The sequence below is a fragment of the Bacteroides sp. HPS0048 genome (genome assembly GCF_964240755.1).
GTDB lineage: Bacteria > Bacteroidota > Bacteroidia > Bacteroidales > Bacteroidaceae > Bacteroides > Bacteroides nordii.
The window spans coordinates 231,117-250,810 of the sequence record NZ_CAXSVC010000003.1; the positions used below are offsets into that span (position 1 = coordinate 231,117).

At 37.4% G+C, this 19,694-nt stretch carries 28 protein-coding genes and 1 tRNA gene; 23 read left to right on the forward strand and 6 right to left on the reverse strand.

Translation table 11 applies throughout. From position 1 onward, the window contains the following. Positions 1–82 precede the first annotated feature (82 nt). Positions 83–1,138, reverse strand: coding sequence for an HlyD family secretion protein (locus ACESQI_RS03690; RefSeq protein ID WP_195660378.1), 1,056 nt, complete (start codon positions 1,136–1,138; stop codon positions 83–85). Positions 1,139–1,186: 48 nt separating this feature from the next. Beyond that, positions 1,187–2,644: a TolC family protein gene (locus tag ACESQI_RS03695; RefSeq protein WP_195660379.1), complete on the reverse strand. Its 1,458-nt coding sequence runs from the start codon at positions 2,642–2,644 to the stop codon at positions 1,187–1,189. Between the two features lie 349 nt (positions 2,645–2,993). Between ACESQI_RS03695 and ACESQI_RS03700 the strand changes: the two genes are divergently transcribed. Together ACESQI_RS03700 and ACESQI_RS03705 are read left to right on the forward strand one after the other, a co-directional pair. After that, positions 2,994–3,066: transfer RNA gene (locus tag ACESQI_RS03700), tRNA-Gly, on the forward strand. 214 nt (positions 3,067–3,280) lie between these two features. Continuing rightward, positions 3,281–4,483 (forward strand): site-specific integrase, encoded by a 1,203-nt coding sequence (locus ACESQI_RS03705; protein WP_278509662.1) that lies wholly within the window; start codon positions 3,281–3,283, stop codon positions 4,481–4,483. Between the two features lie 14 nt (positions 4,484–4,497). On the opposite strand, the gene ACESQI_RS03710 is transcribed toward ACESQI_RS03705, so the two are convergent. The 4 genes from ACESQI_RS03710 to ACESQI_RS03725 all read right to left on the reverse strand — a co-directional run bounded on the left by ACESQI_RS03710 (position 4,498) and on the right by ACESQI_RS03725 (position 6,836). After that, complete coding sequence (locus tag ACESQI_RS03710; protein ID WP_278509664.1) at positions 4,498–4,947, reverse strand: hypothetical protein; 450 nt, start codon at positions 4,945–4,947, stop codon at positions 4,498–4,500. Continuing rightward, positions 4,940–5,767, reverse strand: a complete 828-nt coding sequence (locus ACESQI_RS03715) for a hypothetical protein (RefSeq protein WP_278509666.1) — start codon at positions 5,765–5,767, stop codon at positions 4,940–4,942. The genes ACESQI_RS03710 and ACESQI_RS03715 overlap by 8 nt, the downstream gene beginning before the upstream one ends. Before the next feature lie 50 nt (positions 5,768–5,817). Continuing rightward, positions 5,818–6,318: a hypothetical protein gene (locus ACESQI_RS03720; RefSeq protein ID WP_002560770.1), complete on the reverse strand. Its 501-nt coding sequence runs from the start codon at positions 6,316–6,318 to the stop codon at positions 5,818–5,820. Positions 6,319–6,395: 77 nt separating this feature from the next. Continuing rightward, a complete protein-coding gene (locus ACESQI_RS03725) occupies positions 6,396–6,836 on the reverse strand; it encodes a hypothetical protein (protein ID WP_373125459.1) in 441 nt (146 codons plus the stop codon). A gap of 171 nt (positions 6,837–7,007) precedes the next feature. Here ACESQI_RS03725 and ACESQI_RS03730 point away from each other — a divergent pair, with 171 nt between their 5' ends. From ACESQI_RS03730 to ACESQI_RS03830, 21 genes are all read left to right on the forward strand, one after another. Continuing rightward, positions 7,008–7,433 (forward strand): hypothetical protein, encoded by a 426-nt coding sequence (locus ACESQI_RS03730; RefSeq protein ID WP_289292541.1) that lies wholly within the window; start codon positions 7,008–7,010, stop codon positions 7,431–7,433. A 168-nt stretch (positions 7,434–7,601) separates the two neighbouring features. Then, a complete protein-coding gene (locus tag ACESQI_RS03735) occupies positions 7,602–7,814 on the forward strand; it encodes a hypothetical protein (RefSeq protein ID WP_278509671.1) in 213 nt (70 codons plus the stop codon). Between the two features lie 2 nt (positions 7,815–7,816). Continuing rightward, a complete protein-coding gene (locus ACESQI_RS03740; protein WP_373125460.1) occupies positions 7,817–8,029 on the forward strand; it encodes a DNA-binding protein in 213 nt (70 codons plus the stop codon). Beyond that, the gene (locus ACESQI_RS03745) at positions 8,026–8,205 is read left to right on the forward strand and encodes a hypothetical protein (RefSeq protein ID WP_002560763.1); all 180 of its coding nucleotides are present in this window, start codon (positions 8,026–8,028) and stop codon (positions 8,203–8,205) included. The genes ACESQI_RS03740 and ACESQI_RS03745 overlap by 4 nt, the downstream gene beginning before the upstream one ends. A gap of 18 nt (positions 8,206–8,223) precedes the next feature. Continuing rightward, complete coding sequence (locus tag ACESQI_RS03750) at positions 8,224–8,577, forward strand: hypothetical protein (protein ID WP_278509677.1); 354 nt, start codon at positions 8,224–8,226, stop codon at positions 8,575–8,577. Next, a complete protein-coding gene (locus ACESQI_RS03755; protein ID WP_002560761.1) occupies positions 8,543–8,947 on the forward strand; it encodes a recombination protein NinG in 405 nt (134 codons plus the stop codon). The genes ACESQI_RS03750 and ACESQI_RS03755 overlap by 35 nt, the downstream gene beginning before the upstream one ends. A 450-nt stretch (positions 8,948–9,397) precedes the next feature. Then, the gene (locus ACESQI_RS03760) at positions 9,398–9,775 is read left to right on the forward strand and encodes a hypothetical protein (protein WP_373125461.1); all 378 of its coding nucleotides are present in this window, start codon (positions 9,398–9,400) and stop codon (positions 9,773–9,775) included. Between the two features lie 5 nt (positions 9,776–9,780). After that, the gene (locus ACESQI_RS03765) at positions 9,781–9,990 is read left to right on the forward strand and encodes a hypothetical protein (protein ID WP_320997407.1); all 210 of its coding nucleotides are present in this window, start codon (positions 9,781–9,783) and stop codon (positions 9,988–9,990) included. After that, positions 9,990–10,208, forward strand: a complete 219-nt coding sequence (locus ACESQI_RS03770) for a hypothetical protein (RefSeq protein ID WP_211460443.1) — start codon at positions 9,990–9,992, stop codon at positions 10,206–10,208. Before ACESQI_RS03765 ends, ACESQI_RS03770 begins: the two co-directional genes overlap by 1 nt. Positions 10,209–10,223: 15 nt before the next feature. After that, on the forward strand, positions 10,224–11,165 hold the full coding sequence (locus ACESQI_RS03775; RefSeq protein ID WP_373125462.1) for a hypothetical protein: 942 nt from the start codon (positions 10,224–10,226) through the stop codon (positions 11,163–11,165). A gap of 202 nt (positions 11,166–11,367) precedes the next feature. Continuing rightward, positions 11,368–11,793, forward strand: a complete 426-nt coding sequence (locus ACESQI_RS03780) for a PcfK-like family protein (RefSeq protein ID WP_278509692.1) — start codon at positions 11,368–11,370, stop codon at positions 11,791–11,793. A gap of 2 nt (positions 11,794–11,795) precedes the next feature. Beyond that, positions 11,796–13,097 (forward strand): PcfJ domain-containing protein, encoded by a 1,302-nt coding sequence (locus ACESQI_RS03785; protein WP_373125463.1) that lies wholly within the window; start codon positions 11,796–11,798, stop codon positions 13,095–13,097. Between the two features lie 55 nt (positions 13,098–13,152). Next, on the forward strand, positions 13,153–13,833 hold the full coding sequence (locus ACESQI_RS03790; RefSeq protein WP_373125464.1) for a DNA methyltransferase: 681 nt from the start codon (positions 13,153–13,155) through the stop codon (positions 13,831–13,833). A gap of 10 nt (positions 13,834–13,843) precedes the next feature. Beyond that, positions 13,844–14,437, forward strand: a complete 594-nt coding sequence (locus tag ACESQI_RS03795) for a hypothetical protein (RefSeq protein WP_373125465.1) — start codon at positions 13,844–13,846, stop codon at positions 14,435–14,437. A 242-nt stretch (positions 14,438–14,679) separates the two neighbouring features. Then, a complete protein-coding gene (locus ACESQI_RS03800) occupies positions 14,680–14,973 on the forward strand; it encodes a hypothetical protein (RefSeq protein ID WP_289292517.1) in 294 nt (97 codons plus the stop codon). Beyond that, entirely contained in the window at positions 14,966–15,298 is a 333-nt protein-coding gene (locus tag ACESQI_RS03805) for an HNH endonuclease (RefSeq protein WP_373125487.1), read from the forward strand. Before ACESQI_RS03800 ends, ACESQI_RS03805 begins: the two co-directional genes overlap by 8 nt. Before the next feature lie 100 nt (positions 15,299–15,398). Next, positions 15,399–15,584, forward strand: a complete 186-nt coding sequence (locus ACESQI_RS03810; protein ID WP_289292514.1) for a type II toxin-antitoxin system HicA family toxin — start codon at positions 15,399–15,401, stop codon at positions 15,582–15,584. Positions 15,585–15,632: 48 nt separating this feature from the next. Then, the gene (locus tag ACESQI_RS03815) at positions 15,633–16,040 is read left to right on the forward strand and encodes a type II toxin-antitoxin system HicB family antitoxin (RefSeq protein WP_289292512.1); all 408 of its coding nucleotides are present in this window, start codon (positions 15,633–15,635) and stop codon (positions 16,038–16,040) included. 327 nt (positions 16,041–16,367) lie between these two features. Further along, positions 16,368–16,706, forward strand: coding sequence for a hypothetical protein (locus ACESQI_RS03820; protein WP_289292510.1), 339 nt, complete (start codon positions 16,368–16,370; stop codon positions 16,704–16,706). Next, complete coding sequence (locus ACESQI_RS03825; protein WP_373125488.1) at positions 16,690–18,396, forward strand: terminase large subunit domain-containing protein; 1,707 nt, start codon at positions 16,690–16,692, stop codon at positions 18,394–18,396. Before ACESQI_RS03820 ends, ACESQI_RS03825 begins: the two co-directional genes overlap by 17 nt. Further along, on the forward strand, positions 18,393–19,688 hold the full coding sequence (locus ACESQI_RS03830) for a phage portal protein (protein WP_373125466.1): 1,296 nt from the start codon (positions 18,393–18,395) through the stop codon (positions 19,686–19,688). Before ACESQI_RS03825 ends, ACESQI_RS03830 begins: the two co-directional genes overlap by 4 nt. Positions 19,689–19,694 lie beyond the last annotated feature (6 nt).

The following is a 19,694-nucleotide window of genomic DNA, read 5'->3' on the forward strand; positions in this document are numbered from 1 at the left end:
TTTCTGCGTTTCATAATAACATCATATAATTTAGAACGATTACTTAATTAATAATATACCGATACAATTACACTGTCCATTGTCAATTGCCCACTGTCAATTGAACAAGCACCGACATTCCCGGCCTTAATCCATCTACGGATTGTGTGGGCCTTGCATGTATCTCAAAAGTTTGTAAATCGTAACTACCCGTTTGTTTCGTCGATTTCCATGTAGCGAAGCTACCCAACGGACTGATATAATATATCTCAAACTCTACATCTTTCTTAGCTATTGCCGGAACATCTGCTACAAATTTACCTCCCATACGGAAGTTGGGCATTAAATCTTCACGTACATTTAGTACCACATGTACATCACTCATCACTACCAGATTCATGATAGGTGTTCCCGGTGCTACGAGTTCTCCACGTTTTGGGAAGATAGTGGCTATCTGTCCGTCTTCGGGAGCTGTAAGGCGTGCATCTACGAGTAGAGAAGTTACTTCATCCACTGTGCTGCGTGCTGCATCTACCAGACTTCTTGCCGAAGCTTTATCTTCACTCTGTGCACCATCTACCGCCATTTGATATTGTTCATAGGCAGCACGTTCTGCAGCAACTGCTGCCTTGTACATCGCTTCTACTTCATCTTTACGTTGTGAGGTTATCACGCTGTCTTTATATAAAGTAAGTATCCGGTCATAGGTAGTCTTTGCCAGTGACAGGTCGCTCTTTGTTTTATTCCAAAGTTGCTGTGCAGTGGCTACAATCTGCCGGCGTGTACCTGCATCAATCTTTTTGTTTTGCTGTACAGCTACTTGCTCCAACGCACCTAATTGGCGATATTTGGCTTCTATGGTCGGACTGTTGATTACTACAAGTGTATCACCTTGTTTTACCCAGTCTCCCTCACGTACTAAGAAAGTGTCAATACGTCCGGGCAGTTTTCCACTGATACGTATTTCTGTAGCTTCTGCCTGACCTTGCAGTACGAGTGGCTGTTTTCTCATTAATATCATACCAATAGCTGTAAATAAGAGAACAACTATCAGAACAACAATAAAGGCAATGCTCAGACTTTTTCTGTTAGAAGTATTCTCTTGTATTTCCTTTGAAGAGGGCGTTACCTCTTTTTTTATGTTATCTTCTGTATTCATAATTATAGGATTGATTATCGTTTCTGTTAATTGAGATTCTTTCGTTTTTTATTCCTCTTTAAGCAAGTTACCAGGCGAAGTGGCGGCATATTGTTTGAATTGTTCCGGTGTACCACATAGGGCCAGTAGATTCATTAGTGCCACATCATATTCATAATAGGCAGCCAGTCGGGCTACTTTTACTTTAGCCAGCATTGTTTCTGCATCAATCACCTCGGTTGAAGTGGCCATTCCTTCCGTAAAGGCTTTTTTCCGCATTCGTACCAACTCTTCACTCAACTCAATGGTGGTGTTCAAAGCACGCACGTTATCCTGTGCCTTCTGCATCTGACTGTATAGCTTATCTACTCCTACGGCGAGATCGTCTTTCGCTTTTGCCTGTCCCAGTACTAATGTCTGTCTGGTGAGTTTAGATTGGCGTATCCGTTTCTCACGTTCCAATCCGTCAAAGAGGTTCCATGTAAAGCCTACCCCGATCATTGTACGAGGTAACAGGTTGCTCTGGATACCGTGTGAGTATAATGTCTGTTTGCCAAAGAGGGCAATGTTGGGCATATATCCGCTTTGATCAATCTTTACTTGTTGCTTGGCCATGTGTTCCTGCAAGTTTAACTGATTGACAAGATAGTTACTGGTATTTACCGAAAGAATAAACTCCATCTTGGGTGGAAGCGAATCATTTATAAACAGAGGTGAAGAAGGAGTGATTTCTCCGTTTTCTCCCTCTATATTGAGCAATGTTTTCAATGCATTCTGTACAACAGCTTCTTCTTTACGTGCTGCTTCCAGTTCGCGTTTCGCTTCGTCCATATTGACTTGTGCAAAGAGACGTGCTGCTTTGTCTATCATTCCGGTAGCTTCTAGTTTGAGGGCATTCTCATAATGCTTTTCCAATCCACGATAGGTTTCTTCGCGCACTGCCACTACTTGTTGTGCCAGTCTTAATCCATAATAACTTTCGGCTAATAGTGTACGTTGTGTGGCATCCACTTGCGCCCGGCTTTCGCGGGCAAGATCTACCATGGTATTTCCTATCTTACTGGCATGGAATCGTTTACCGCCAGAGAAGAGTATCCATTCGGCAGTAACATCTACTGTTGTGAGGTTGCGTGGTGCCAAAGGGAATATCAGCGTATTAGCTCCTATCTGATCGAGTATGCCACTTATAATTTTGTCATCCGGAATAATACTATGTACAAAGTCTTTTGCCGGATCGGTAAATTGCGACAGAGGCTGTTTTACCTCTATTTTCTCTGACATATGTACAAATGCTCCGGTTGATTGCACACTTGGATACCAGAATGCATTCAACTTTCCTTTTTCACTTTTGGCTATTTCCACTCCTTTATCTGCTATTTTTAAACTCTGGTTACCATTGTGTAGTAACTCAAGAGCTTCCTCAAAACTAAGGTGTTGCTTTCCGGAGCTATCTTCTTGTGCTATAACGGTAGGTATAAATAATCCTACCGATAGCATAATGAGAATCATTCGATGGTTTAGGTTCATATTCGTTATTCGTTTATTTCGTGAGAAGTTAACAGATGAAAAAGAAGATTGTTCGCAGACTGTTTTTTAAAGCAGAAAAATAAAACCACGAATTATGCAGTTGAGTAAAACTTTAAACTGCGTAATTAAAAGGTTATGTGTAAGAAAGAACGTGTTTCGTTTTTATTGATAAACTCTGTGTTACTCTGTGGTGGGTTTTACTCATTTCCGATCAGATATGAATAAAACTAACTCTTAATTGGTTTCAACTACTGATTCGCATTATTTCTTATTTTTTTCTGCTTACACATTGCTTTTTTACAAAACAATGTTTACCTTTGCCAACGTTTTCAAAGAATAGAAAAGTAATGCGGCAGTAGCTCAGTTGGTAGAGCATTAGCTTCCCAAGCTAAGGGTCACGAGTTCGAGTCTCGCTTGCCGCTCAATTGAAAATCAAGCACTTACGTCTTTAGTAAGTGCTTTTTTTGTGTCCTTATTTGTTTTTTAATCCCGTTTATGATGGTTTTGAGAGGGTATTAATTATATTTGTGGTGCAAATTTAGTGCAAATTTTATAGCGAATACAATGGAAGACGTTATATGGAGTTTGAGCACAATTTGCACCAAATTTGCATTTTAACCCTAAAAATAGAGAGGTATGGCGATAGTTAATTTTTATTTGGACACGCGAAGAGAAAAGAAAGATGGGGTATATCCACTTAAAATAAACATACGCCACAAGGGGAAATTCCTTTTGTCAACCGGTTTTTCTGTCGCTGTCGATAAATGGGCAGGAAGTGAATTCTCGAATAAGGTAGAGAATTATAAAACAAAGAATGCTGCTCTGAGAAAATTACTTAACGACATGGAGAATACTATCTTTCGTCTTGAGATGGATGGAAAGCTCCAGGGAATGACTGATAAGTCATTGAAAGCTATTCTTGAAAAATGTCTGCCCGGGTTTATTCCGGAAAAAACAAAATGTTTTATGGATTATCTAACCGATTTCATTAATATAAAAGATAAGGCGGGGACAAAGGCTGTATATACAAGTACACTTAATAAAGTCATAGAATTTGATAGGGCCTGTACTTTTGATACAATGGATCTTGACTGGTTGCGTCGCTTTGAAAAGTGGATGAAAGATAGTGGTATGAAAATAAATGCATATGCTCTTCATTTACGTAATATCCGGGCTGTATTCAATTATGCCATCGACGAAGAGATTACCACTATGTATCCATTTCGGAAGTTTAAGATAAAGAAGGAAGAAACAGCTAAGCGTTGTCTTACTCCTGAGCAAGTTGCCTTACTCCGGGATTATGATTGTGAGGAACATCAAAAACGTTACCGGGATATATTTATGCTCATGTTGTATCTTGTTGGTATAAACGCAGTTGACCTGTTTAATTTAAAGCAATTAGTTAATGGTAAGGTAGAGTATAATAGGGCTAAGACAGGAAAGTTATACTCTATAAAAGTAGAGCCGGAAGCGATGGAAATCATAGAACGGTATAAAGGTGAAAACTGGTTATTAAACATATTGGATACTTATAGTAATTACCAGGATTTTCTACATAGAATGGATATTGGCCTTAAACAGATTGGGCCAGTTACTCGGAAGGGATTAGGTGGTAAGAAGGAACGTGAACCTCTGTTTCCTGATATTTCCAGCTATTGGTCTCGGCATACCTGGGCTACAATTGCAGCCGGATTGGATGTGCCTAAAGAAACGATTTCTGCCGCTTTAGGGCATGAGATTGGATCGGATGTGACATCTATTTATATTAAGTTCGATCAGAGAAAAATAGACGAGGCGAATCGGAGAGTTATCGATTATTTGAATGGGATTAAGGAGTAGTGTCTTTCTATTTTTTATTCTTTTTTGTTTGCTTTAAAATCAATAAGTTTAAATAGTGCTATCCCTAAGTCATAAATGACTTCCAAATAGTAAATGAGTGAAGCTAAAACAAATGTTCCTGATATAATATGGATTTTCCATGAAGTGATGAAATCCATGTTCTGTATAAAGTCGCATACTATCAAGATAACAATTAGTGAACAGAGGACGAATATCTGTGCTATTAGTCCATGCCTTAATTCTTTGAATGCGGGCGAAGGATCTATACTGAATTTGTCCTTGATTTTGTTAATCTCGGAGATGATGAGTGTGCTGGTCGGGATATTTATGGCTAGAATGGTGGCTAATAATGATATAATATTATCAGAAAGTCCTTTAATGAAATCTCTGCAACCATTATTAGCTAAATAGCTTAATACGAAGGCTATTGCTAAATACGCTATTATTTTTAGTATTCTATTCATTTAAACTTTTAAATATTTCTTTTATTCCTTCAATATTATCTGCTTGAATTTCTAATTCATCAAAGCTTATTGTTTTTGTCGTATATCCTGTCCTTTGTAGCTTTTTCATTCCTTTTACTCTAAAAACGACAGAGTTACCACTTCCTGAGGCAGCCTGAGTTAATCCTTTTATCTGTTCATTACTTTCCTCTATTTTAAGACATTCTTTCTCGGCAGAATTAAACTCTAATCTGGTTTTAGCACTAAGCGAAGCCTCACTTGCCTGTTTTAACATACTTGAAACGCTTTCTGATACTCTAGGTAGATTTGGATAATCAAACTCAAATCTTACCATTTTAATACAATCGGGATTACGATTAATTAAATCCCAAAACTCGCGTTCTTGATATTCTTTTTTTATTGTAATTGATAACCCTTGATCTATTAATAAAGCATTAAATGCCTTTTTTAAGATTTTGATCACAACACCCGTTTCAGTGAATGCTTTATTTTGTTCTATAGCTATTCTTTGAACATTGGGATTATTATTAATCAAAATATTAACGCTAGGTTCATCTGTTTCAGTTTTTATTTGAAACTTTTGCTCTAAATGCACGCTTTTTACATTAGCTAACTTGAAAGCTATTATATCATCTAAACAAAATAGAAGCTGTGAAGATAGCTTGTGATTTCGATGTGTAAATATACAACTTTTTATTGCATTCTCAAATATCTTATTTTTGTGAGACATTAATTCACCTTGATGTCTCAAACAATCTTCATTATTAAAGAGATTAAATACTGGTTTGAATTGGTATGTGTATATAGTGTATAGTGCCATAATATTATTTTGTTTATATGATAATAACTAATCTTAATTTATCGGCTGTCTCAGAATACAAATGCCAATCCAGCTCCGTTTTCTGTTGCTTGTAACTGTAAGCACTTTCCTGCTTTTGTTTTATAATTTATTGCGCTAATTTCTAATGCGATTGCGGTAATGGCAAATATACTTCCGCCAATAATTAACCCTTTAGCCTTATTGGTCATTTTAGGTTTACCATTATCGTTGAGTTCAAATTTATCTTTCAGACTACCGTATCCGATCAGAAGTCCGGCGGATACGCCAGCACACCCAATAGCTCCATATTGGTAATTATATGATTTATTCATATATACACCTGCACGGGCTGTATTGGACATTGCAAGAAACTCTTTTTTGCGCGATTCTTTCTTTTCTTTAAAAGGATCTACGTAAGTGTCACCATAGTTACTTTTACGGTTGTGGATGTTATCTACCGTATGCTTTACACTTTTCTGTGATTTAGGTTTTGTTTGCCCATATGCACTTAATGGGAGCAGTAAAATTAAAGCAAGTAATAATTTCTTCATAATACTGTTTTGTTTATGTGATAATAATTAGTTGTTTTGTTTTTATTTGTTCCAGATAATTTTCATAGGAACACGTGTTATTCTGCCTCCGGAATATTTCTCTGTTGATCGGCAGCAGTGAAAGCATTCTCCGTTCCGAGGGCAGTTTGTTTTTTCGATGTGAAAAGCTGTAACTCATGTTCAAGCATTCCTATCTTATGTGCTTGATCTTTTATTATTTCATCTTTCTCGGCTATTGATTTTTTGTATTCTTCGAATGGTATCATAATTACAGAAGAATTTGCTTGAATAGATGATTGAGTCTGATGAATTGATTTTAGAATCATATCTCCAGTTCCGCGAAGCAACCATTCTGCTGATAAGTCATTGAAGTGAAGAAGAAATTCTCCTGCTTTTTCAGCTGATATACTTTTTGCTTTAATTAATGCACCTTTACCCCATGAGAGTGTATATTCTGCTTTTGTGGGACTAATAGACTTATAATCAAGATATTGGAATAATCTTTCTTTTATTTCCATGTTTCAGTTGTTGTTAATTATATTTAAACGAAGAATATAATCTCCGGTATTTATTTGTATAGAAGAATATAATCTTCATATTTGTATCATCAATCAATCTAAAACAGTTTTGACTAACAAAACAAAAGTGACAATTCACAAAAATAGCAATTATAATTTAAATACACTATTATGGAAGAGATAAATAACAAGAAAGGAAGCGGTGCTATTTTACAACATATGATATTCCAAGCACTAAAAAAGCTATGGAAATCGATATATAAGCCAAAGCCTCAACAATCTTGCACCACCGAGGAAGATATACTCCATAGGATACAACAGGAGAGTTGGACTGTAGAGCTTTATCAAGTGAATCGCGATATGATTCTAGCTCCTTCCGTGAAAGCCATACTGAGTGATAATATACTAAAATCATGGTTAACAAGCTACCCACCGACAGTAGTAGTATCCCAGAAGCCATGCAAAAATGAAATAATTGGCTACCGGAGTCTTTATCTCCAAGGGAAATTAGTACTCCGAGGAGAGTTGATGATACAAGCACAATCTGACGGTGCCATGAGACTCGTGACGAATTTTTTTGATCCACTAAGGATTTAAGTTCTTTAGAGGCTACTATAGGAGCTTCCTCTGTAAAAAAATAACTCATATGCTTAATTTTTTAAGTTTGGTAACCGCAAAATTAAGCAATCTCCCGGAATGGGCGTGCAGCCGTCAATGGAATTGACCCGGGAGAACCAATAATTATAATTTAAAATCATAGGAGATATGGCAAAAACATTAACAGTAAAAAGAGGCTCAGTATCAAAGCTGGCAAGATTATTTGAGTGTACAGAGCAAACAGTTCGTAACGCTATTAGAGGTGTAACTATTGAGGGTGATGCTGAACGCATTCGTGTTGAGGCAGTAAAACAAGGTTTTGCAGTAAAAGAGAAACCTTTGACAATGGAAGAGTATAACCGGTATTATAAGGAGACATAACCATGGGGCGAACAAGAGCAACAGTAAAAGTCGAGCCGGCTCCAAAACGCTGGCTCAACAAACAGGAGGCAATGAGCTACCTCGGATGCGGTGAGGATTTTTTGGAGAAGCTACGTAATGAGGCTCTTGTCTCTTTCTCTCAATTCGGTAGCAGAATGATATGGTATGATATAGCAAGTCTTGATCGGTTTGTGCTTAAAAACAAAGTAGTATGAAAGTATTACCCTTGACTTTTATCTGGTGTATATCCTTTGTTACAATGGCTATCACCTGTATGAATTGTGATCTTATCTTCTGGTTAGCATTCTTTGTATTTGCTGCCGACTGTATTTACATGGGTAAGAATAGTAAAAGGCTTGAAAGTGAGATTGATGAATTGTTTGGAAAATAATCAGTAAAGTAAGTAACAATGAAGAAAGTATGCAGGATTCCGGAAGGTAGTGAATTTGTCACGGCTGAAGTGACAGATAACAGCATAGTATTGTTGTTTGAGCCTAAAGCTACCAAAGCCTTTCTCTGTGATATCACAAACGATTTAGAGTATATACCAAACCTTGGTGATCTTTCCATTTTTTGGAGTCAGGAAAGACCTGGGGCAGCTATTGTAGCCCGGTTAAGTGATTATAACTTTTCCGAAAAAGAGAGTCTATTTAAATCCTCCAATGGTTTGTGGTATCATCATGCCATTAGATTTCGTAATGAAGAACAATACAATAAAATCATAAGTCATGGCCGGGAAACCCAATCTGAAAAAGAAGCTTGATGTAGTATTCAGCCTTTTCATTCGTCTGCGCGATGCAAGAAAAGATGGAACCTTCAAATGTATCTCATGCGGACAGATAAAATCTTTTGATCAGGCAGATTGCGGACATTATATCAACCGCCAGCATATGTCTACACGATATAGTGAAATAAATTGTAATGCCCAATGTCGGTCGTGCAATCGATTTGACGAAGGAAACATTCAAGGATACCGGAGAGGGCTTTTTGAAAAATATGGTGTCACCACAGTTATATTACTTGAATCAATGAAGAACCAGGTGAATAAGATTTCTGAGTTCGAGTATAAGGCAATGATTGCCTACTACAAGAAAGAGATAAAGCGACTGAAGCAAGAAAAGCAAATTGATTGAGCTATGCCTGAAATATGCAAAACGGATATAAGGACCATTGAGCGGCTACTTCGGCAATGCTCAGAGGAAATAGAAGTTCTTTCTTCTCCCACATCTCCGGTACGGGACCTGGTACGGAGGTGTAATAAGATGAGAAAGAAATTGAGTAAGTCATTATCAAATCACCCTGCTGAGATGCAGGAATAACTAATCATTTAAAGAAGCCGGTGAAAAGGACACTGTCGGGACAGCCCCGGTTTAAGTTTTAATTTTATCAATCCCTCCCGGTGAAATATCCGGGAGTTTTAAACCTTAGGTTATGGCTAAAGTAGATATCGGAAAGATTAAATGTGATTGTCGGTGTTGTCAGCGTGCCGGTCCTGTAGAGAATTTAATGTGTTACTGTCCGATTCATGGATGTAATCGCTCTGTGGGAGCAAGAATGTGTCTGTACTTTTTAAAGAGAAAATAATGATATATCAAATAGATACTCGTTTTTACGAGAATTGCCAAAGGACTTATTATGCTGATTCTTTTGAAGAAGCGTATGAGATGTTTAGGAAATTGGGTACTAAGCTGATACGTACAGATCCGCTTATTACAAGTAAGATGTATGAGCGGAAACAGGGAGGAATACGGTACGGTGTATATTATTGTGGTTCTAACCAGATAGCAAAGACTATCGAGATTAGTATGAAGCCATATCAAGGAAATCAAGAGGTGCAGGTTGCTCTGCCGTCAGATGCATTAGAGGATTTACATTGGGCCATTTTCAATAGGGATATGGTAGAATGTATTCCGGGAGTGAATGATATGAAATTCCATTATGGTGATAAATATAAAAGATAAATGATATGAATGAAGAAAATTTCAGATGGCTCAGGGTGGGCGGTCCTACCATGAAATATTCAGAAGATAAGAGGATTAAGGTACTGCCTTCTACCGAAGGATGCAAAGGGTGTACATTTCAAAATAGCTTTGGGGCAAAGTATTGTCGTATGGCAGCATTCTGTATGGGACATTTACGTCCGGATCGGACTCCGGTTATATTTGTGGTGAAGTGATGGAACCCGAAAAGTTGATCATCCAGATACAGGATTCTCTTTTGGCCGAATTCCTCTATCACTGGGTACAGTATGATAAACCATGTTCGCTGTTGTTTCAAAAGCCCAAAACAGAGGGGCTCGTGGCAATAAAATTGCTGGTTGATACCGGGGAAATCGCAAACTTTGTCATAGAGACCCAACAGGCCATAGGATACAAGATACATTATGTAAAATGAAGAACAGTCGGCATTATGTTTGATAAAGTGGTCATAAAGGCAACGGTTGATACATCTGATATCGATACGATTATACTTCGGAATTACCTTGAGCAATGTACGGAAGGTGATGAAGTCTATTACAAATCGACGGCATATGCGAATTTTGACGGTTGCTTTATTGAGTTACGTGGGAATAGGTTGCGGTGCACCTGTTCTATTTGCAAGCTTTATTTTAAAGGGAAGTATGGGAAGTTGGATAACAGCCGCCCGATAACCTTTGCGATGGCGGTAAGGACAATTAAGGAAGTCTTGTTAAGGTTATGTGTAAGGATGGAGAATACAGTGGTAACATACTATGAGATCGGGATTACAATGAAGATGTCTCTCCCTGCGGATTCATACATAAAGCAGATGTACGAGGTTTCCGGGAAATACCTTTGGAATGATGCGAACTATTCTGCATTCAAGCAGCAGACTACGGAAAAAAGCAAGTATTTCCGTAAGGTTTTAAAGGTTTATGATAAGACCTTTGAGGCTGGTGAGAAAGGACGAAATGTAGGGGCCAATATCCTACGCATAGAAACGATATATAAGCATCAGTCTGTTCCGATGATGGAATTCACAGATAATTTATTCCTGAATAAAATGGGACGTATTTTTTATAAAGACTGGTCAGAGATACGCTTTGTCAGGGAATTGTCTGCTGCGAAGGGGATAAAGATTTCCCAGCTTGACCGTGCCAGGGAGATATACCGGATCGGAGTGACCCGTTACAAAGAACGCTACAAGCAGCTCTATTTGGATAGGAAATTGACCAAAAAACAATGGGAGACAATACGTGTCTTTATTCGTAATTGGCCCGAGGAGTGTGAGAAGTATGTAGAGATAATTGGTGAATTGGAACGCGAATTCAAAGATAAACTTCTGGCCGGTTATCAGACAGGGATATTTATGCCCATTTGTAAGAAATTGTAAGTATTTGATAATCAATTATTTATGTGGTTTTGTAAAAAGCACCTTATGGTGCATGAATAACTATCTTATAATCAGTTGGTTATGTTTTAAAAGATGAGAATTTAACATTTTACGGCAACTTGTCCTATACAGCCCGGAGGGTTGTCGGGTAACTGACATTAAAGGGCTGATAACTTTTTATTATAACTTAAAATAGAAATATATGAAATCATCACAAGACTTTAAGAAAGCAATCCAGGCATATTTGGATTTACGTGCAAAAACAGATAAGTTGTTTGCTGTATCCTATGCTAAAACAAACAAGAACCTTGACGATTGTTGTAACTATATCCTCGGTGAAGCTAAAAAGCGGGGTAATGCTGTTGCAATGACTGATGAAGAAGTGTACGGCATGGCAGTTCATTATTACGATGAAGACAGCATCAAAGTAAACAAGCTTCCGGCTAATGCGAGAGCTTCTGTAAGTGTTCCTGCATCAAAGGCTGTCGAACTTACGGAAGAAGATAAGGAGAAGGCTCGTCAAGTGGCGATTCAACGTCTGGCCGAAGAACAACACGCATTGCTCAAGAAAAAGCCTACACGGGCAAAGAAAGAGGTAACTGAAGTTCAACAGATGTCACTATTTTAACTATGAAACCGAGAACAAAACTTCAATTCAAGATAATGGAGCTGAGCAATCGCTTACCTATGTTCGGTTTGGAAGTCGACAAATGGGCAAAAGAAAAGGTTGTCAGTCACAACGGATATCGCACAAAGAAGTTTATCTACTGTACAGAGTGCGGCCAGTACTTCGATAATACCGGCATTAAAGACGGAAGAAAAGAAACGTGCCCTCATTGTGGTGCCGATTTAGTTATAACCACCTCTAAGAAACGTACCGATAAAGAAGAACGGTTCTTTTGTATCGTGGATAAATTTGAGGAATACCAGGTATTCCGATATGTCTATATTCTTCGCTCTAATCGTACTGGGAAACCAGTTCATTATTTCATCGATGAAGTAATGCAGAAATGGATGTCAGATGACGAAGTGGTTACTATTATAGCCAAAGGTCGTTTAATGAATTCAGCGTACATGTTTGACGGTTGGTCTCATAGCTCTGAAATGCAAATCCGAACACGTGGTATGAGCTATAATTCATTCGATTATGAGGTATATGTACACATGACCTATCCGGTTCAAAAATGGAAGAGTGAGTACAAGAAATACGGCGTCAACCGACAAATCAAAGGTGCTGATCCTTACTGGCTCCTAAAGGGTGTAAAGCATGAACCCAAAAATGAAACATTACTCAAAGCCAAACAATACAACCTACTTGGATATGTGACAAATGGTAACGCTTCTTTCATTAATAGGTATTGGCCAACGATAAAAATCTGCATCCGGAACAAATATATAGTCAAAGATGCAAGTATGTACAATGACTACCTTCAGCTCCTGGAGAGATATCATAAAGACCTGCGCAACGCTTATTATGTTTGCCCCAAGAATTTACATAAAGCTCATGACTATTATGTTACCAAGCGTCGTAAGGAACAGGAGAAATCCGAGAAAGAACGACTGGAACGGGAAATGCTCAAACAGAAGGAAGCAGAAAAGAAATTCCTTGAGCGGATCGGTAAGTTTGTAGATTTGGTAATTTCCGACAACAAATTAACTATCGTTCCTCTGAAATCTCTCGATGAATTCAAGCAGGAAGGGGACACCATGCACCATTGCGTATTTGCCAATGGCTATTGGAAACGTTCTGACTGTCTTATTCTCTCTGCCCGTATCGGAGACAAGCGCATAGAGACCATTGAAGTGAATCTTAAAACGCTCGATGTAGTTCAATCTCGCGGTGTCTGTAACAATAATACAGAGTATCATGAACGTATTATACAGCTTGTGAAGAAGAATATAAACCTAATACGCCAGAAATTAACGGCGTAAAACAAGATAGAAAGGAACTAATATGCCGATAAGCGAGGTTTATAATATGGACTGCATGGAATACATGAAAAATATTCCTGATAAGTTTTTTGATTTGGCTGTAGTCGATCCTGAATATGGAATAGGAATAGCAAAACGTAACGGAAGTATTGGGCAAAAGAAAGGTCAAGGTAAAATAACCCGATATAAAAGTAAAGATTGGGATTCAAAACCTCCTGATAAAGAGTACTTCGATGAACTATTTCGCGTGTCTAAGCATCAAATAATATTCGGTGCTAATTATTTTAATCAGTGGCTTCCGCCATCAATGGGGTGGATTGTTTACGATAAACTACAGCCTGATGGTGTTACGTTTGCAATGGCTGAACTCGCATATACTTCTTTTAAGATAAGCACTAAGATGTTTAGAACGAGCCGAGCCAATATGCAAAATTGCGTTTCCAATAACGCCAAAATAGCGATTAACTACGCCAAAAGACATGTAACTCAAAAGCCCATCCAATTATATGCATGGATATATAAGACTTATGCAAAACCGGGTTGGAAGATATTTGATTCTCATCTTGGAAGCGGCACAAATAGAGTTGCAGCGTATAAACTTGGATTTGATTTTTATGCCACTGAAAAGGACGTAGACATATATAATGACCAAGAAGAATACTTCCGTCGTCAATGCTTTGGAGAAATAAAAACAGAGAAAGGAACTTTAGTACAAACAAGCCTATTTGGCGTATAACAAGAAAGATATGAGTAAAATAGATTTAACCGCCCTTCGTGATAGGGCATATAAAACGGCCTGTGAACATGGTTTTCACGATGAAGAATTGACTAACGAACATTGCTTTTGTCTTGTCATTAGCGAGTTAATGGAAGCTGTGGAAGCAGACCGAAAAAGTAGACACTTTGATAAAGAAAAGTATAAAATCGGCAAATATGCTGAGTGTCAAGGGTGGCTAACGAATGAAGAAAAGTTTATTAACGTATTCAATAGATATATCAAAGATACAGTAGAGGATGAGCTTGCCGACAGTGTTATCCGTTTGCTTGACTTAGCCGGATTACGTGGCATTGATTTAAGTCTTGCAATGAAAGACCTAAATAATAACATTGATGATATGTCAGAAGCTTGCAAAGATGAAACATTTACAGAGTCTATTTATGCAATATCTACTTTACCGGCAAGATATGACGGTCTTTACGATTTCCCTACAACCGTGAATGATATGATAATGTCTGTTTTCGGACTGGCTTGCCATCTTGATATAGATTTGTTCTGGCATATTGAGCAGAAAATGAAGTATAACGAGCTACGTGAAAAAATGCATGGGAAGAGGTATTAACACTGAAATAAAATAAGAAATAAGTATTTATGAATGGATATCATATTGGTCTCCAAGTATTATTACCGATATAATAAGAATAGCAATCAACATGACTACTATGATTGCTATAAACCAGACAATAACATTTGTAATTTTATATTTACTTGACATATATATTAGATGTTATGCAAATATATCGAAAAAAGGAATATAATGGTCAAAACCGATAAGAAATACAATGAATAAAATAAGATTATAATATGGGAAATAAAAAGAAAATTTTGACAAAGAAAGTCTATTCAAGGGTTACTCCGGAAACTTATAAGCGTCTGAATGAGATAAAAGACAAATATGGCTTTAATAGTGTCTATGAGATAGTTCAAAGTCTGATACATTGTTTCTTGCGCGTAGCTGATCGTGAATCAGATTCGCAAATGGAACCAGTTCCCTATGATATTGAATCAATGTTTGATGAGTTTTCAGCAGCAGAAAAACATGTTGAATTCGAAAAGCCTAAAAGAATATCTATAATAAAATCTGTAAATGATGAGTAGAAACCCAATATATAAGCAGTTGATCAGATCTAAAGAATGGAAACTGTTAAGAATAAAAAAGCTAAAAAGTAACCCGTTATGTGAGCAATGTAAACAAAGTAATAAAATTGTTCTTGCTACAGAAGTACATCATGTTATACCTGTAGAGTCAGTTAGTGGGTATTACCAAATGAAGCAGTTAATGTTTCAATACTCAAATTTAAAGAGCCTGTGTCATTGTTGCCATGTAGAAATACATCGACAATTATTCAGTCATACTAAGGAGTCAGTACAAGCCAACAATAAAAGAAGAACGGAATCTTTTGTTTCCAAATACCTGAGATAAACATTAAATGATATTAAAAAGAATATCTTTTATCTCATTCTCTTTGTGGATGATATTAATATTCATATCTTTGTATTGTATTAATCAAGCGATAATTAACATGAAGTACAATGAGTTACATCGGATTCTAAAGAAAAATGGTTGTTATCCTTTGGGAAAGACGCAAGCAGGCCATCCTCTTTGGTTCAGTCCCAAAACAGGTAAAGAGTTTACCACTAGCCACCATGAAGCACAAGAGGTTGCAACCGGAACTCTAAAGAACATCAAAAGATTGGCGGGGATTTAATTCCCGCCTTCTTCCGAGTAATTATATTAAATAAAAAGATAATTGAATATGAAGAAAGTTAGAGTATTTATTGAAAGAGCTTCTGATGGTGATTATAGTGCATATATGCCAGATGAGGATAATCTATCTTATGGGATAATCGGTACTGGTCACACTATTGATGAAACGTTGAAAGACTTTAATGCTGCTTATGAAGGTATGAAAGCGTATTATGCTTCTGAAGATAAACCGTTCGAGGAGGTAGAGTTTGAGTTTAGCTATGATATTCCTTCATTTCTATCGTATTATAGTGATAAGTTATCTTTGGCCGGTCTTGAGCGTATTACTGGAGTTGCACAGGGACAATTAAGTCACTATGTTACAGGTCGCAGAAATCCAAGCAAAAGGACTGTTGAAAAAATACAATCAGCTTTGCAACAGTTTGGAAAAGAATTAAGCAATGTTCATTTCGTTTGATTAATACACTTACCTATGTACATTGCCAGCCCTGCCCTAATAAGGCAGGGCTTTTCTATTATGATAGTTTAAAGAGATTTTGCTTGTATGTATTAGAAAGAATATAACAAGTAATACATCATTATATTGGATAGCAATCTCCATCCCGGGGGGGCTTTTTTTATGACCCCACCTATGTGCTGGAAACCCACACGTCCCTTCTCCGTCATACGTGACATAAAATCATAGGGGGAGGGGCTAAGAACAAATTATCAAAGGGGGGGAGGGTATTCATATAAAGTGCCACCCATAACGATTATAACGGAGGTTATGATATAAGACAGTGTTATGGATGACATAGAAAAAATAAAAAAAGACCTACGTTCTGCATTAAAAAATCAAAATGCTTACTCAAAAGCAATGGAGAAAGCCGTGGAAGCAGCTGCAGATTCTATATTATTTGCTGGTAAGCTTGCTATTGAATTAAGAGGCATATCCGGGGTGTTTGATGATAAGGATGGAAATAATGTCAATGTACAAAAAGCATATCTCTGGTTAAAGTCAAGCGAATATTCCTTGAAATGGCTAAGAGAATTACATCTGACACCCGACAGTATCGGTGCTGATACTACAAATGACGAAGTAGAGGAACTTAAACGAAAGGTACGTGATGTTAGAAAGGGCTGATATCATAAAATTAAAGCAAGATACCGTATCAAGATTGAGTGGTATTGATGTGGATGCGTATGGGATTTATGATACAGACGAACGTTTATATAACTATGTAAAATCTGTAATCGATAATCCAGAGGATCATAATTTATATGAGTTACTATCTATATTACGCTTTTTTCGTTTGCTGGAAACGTATATATTTAAAAGTTCAGAGATAAAAGCCTTTATAGTTTTCTATGAGTTTTTGAAGTTTTCGGGTCTGAAAGGACGTACCAGATACAAACTTACTCCTATACAGGTTTTCCAGTTTGCCAATATTTTAGGATTTTATAAAACCCCGGAAAAACGTTTGTGTCGTGATGCTCTATTGTTTGTCCCTAGAAAATATAGTAAAACCACCTCTGTAGCTTCATTAGCTATTTATGATCTGTTATTCGGAGACTCTAACGCACAGGCTTATGTAGCAGCAAACAGCTATGATCAGGCACAAGTCTGTTTTGGGGAAATAAAAAATATACTAAAAAGCCTGGACCCTAAATTCAGACATTTCAAAATAAATCGAGAGCAAGTTTTCAACAAAAGTCGCGGGAGCACATCATTTGCCCGCTGTCTTGCTTCTAATCCGGATAAACTTGACGGTTTAAACGCTAGTATGGTTATACTCGACGAATACTCTCAGGCAGACAGTGCTGAATTAAAGAATGTATTAACTTCTTCTATGGGGGCGAGGGTTAATCCTTTGACTATTGTCATTACAACTGCATCTGATAAACTTGAAAGCCCTTTTGTCGAAATGCTAGAGTCTTACAAATCAGTTCTTCGCGGGGAGTCTGACAATGATTCCATTTTTGCACACATTTTTGAACCGGATATAGACGATGCAGAAGATGATCCACACACATGGGCTAAAGTTCAACCTCATCTTGGGATTACAGTACAATCCGATTTCTATGAAAATGAGTATCGAAAGGCACTTATGACGGCAGATGACATGATGACGTTCCGTACCAAATTATTAAACCTCTTTGTTCGGAATGCCGATTCCGTTTGGTTCACATCTGATGAAATAGAATCCATGTGTAAACAGGATGATGATTTACAGTCTTTAAAGAATTATCCTGATGCAATGGTAGCTGTGGATTTGTCTGTTAGTGACGATTTTAGCGCAGTAAGTTACAATATTTACATTGAGTCTACCAGAACATTTCATATACATACAGATTATTATTTTCCGCGTGGTAGGCTAAAGGATCATCCCAACAGAGAATTATATGAAAAGTGGGTATCTTCAGGACATTTAAGATTGTGTGATGGTGATGTAATAGATTATCGGTTAATTGTCAACGATATAAACAGTCGAAACAACAAACAGATATGTATCCTCAATATCGGTTATGATCCATTTAAAAGTGTAGACTTTATTAACATGATGGCCGCAAGTGGAGCTAAAAAAGTATTACTTCCCATCAAGCAAACATATGGTACTTTCACAAGTCCGGTTGAAAGCTTCGAGATAGCAGCGAGAACCGGCCATGTTACATTTAATAAAAACCCCATCAATTGGTACTGCTTCGGTAATGCAGTGATGGATGAAGATCGATTGGAAAACAGGAAACCCATTAAACGTAGCAAGAATACAAAGATAGACGGTGCAATTACAGCATTGATGACATTTTACCTATATAATAATTTTGAACGATGAACTTGAAATTTTGGAAAACGAATAAAAAAGAACCGGACTTAGCACTGGAACCGGTTAAAGAGCGTGGATATTTCGAAACGGTCACCTCTCCGGATGTAACCATACGTAATATTAATGAACCCGTCAGTATGATAATTGGACCGGAAACAGCCATGAAACTGGCGACTTACTATAGGTGTGTATCCATTCTTAGCGGAAGTATTGCTTCACTTCCAATGCAATTGAAACGGAAGAAAAACGGTGTATTCATGGTCGATGAAGAGAATCCGTTGAACTATCTGTTAAGCGTACGTCCAAATAGTAGGCAGACAGCCAGTGAAATGATCCGTAATGCTGTTATCCAAATGGTAAACACCGGGAATGCCTATATATACCCAGAATGGAGAGGAGAAGAGTTGTATAGTTTGATATTGCTTAGTCCGGGGAGTGTGAGCTATGATAAAATGCTGAATATCTATATGGTAAACGATCCGGTAAACAGTATCTATGTAACATTGGACTGTGATGAAATCATACACTTACGTAATATGAGTCTTGATGGTGGATACACAGGAGAAAGTACAATTCGGTATGCTTCAAAGGTTCTTGGTATTGCAGCAAGCGCAAATAATCAGAGTGAATATAATTTCCAACCGGGAAATACTTATAAAGGTTTTATAAGCGGTGATGCAGAGAGTACTGTTAAAGGATATAAGGAGTATAAAGAATCCCAACTTGAAGATATTGCCTTTCGTTTCCGTGAAGAATTGAGGAAGGGAGAAACGATCACATATCTACCAGGTCAAACTAAATTCAACCCTCTATCAATGTCTCCTGCCGACATTCAGCTAATGGAGCAGAACAAATTTTCGGTATTGGATATCTGCCGTTTTCTTGGTGTACATCCGGATAAGGCGTTTGCCGGTCAAAGCCAGAACTACAAAGCCAGTGAAATGAGTCAGGTACAATACATGACAGATACTTTACAGCCGATGTTGAGACAAATATCTAACGAATTTTATGTAAAACTGATATCTAAAGGATTATATAGTAAATACCGCATTGAATTCGATCTGGATGCTTTCTATCAAACAGATATCGAAACTATGACCATGCATATGGAAAAATGCATTCAGTACGGAATATATACAGTTAATGAATATCGCGCTAAAAAGGGGCTTTCTCCTGTTTCCGGAGGTGATGAACCTATGATAAGTTGTAATGTAACCCCACTTAAAACAGTCGGAACTAAAAATAATACTAAAAACTCAAATAAAGTGCCACCCGTGAACAGAGAAAGTCAGGTAGTGTAAAGAGAT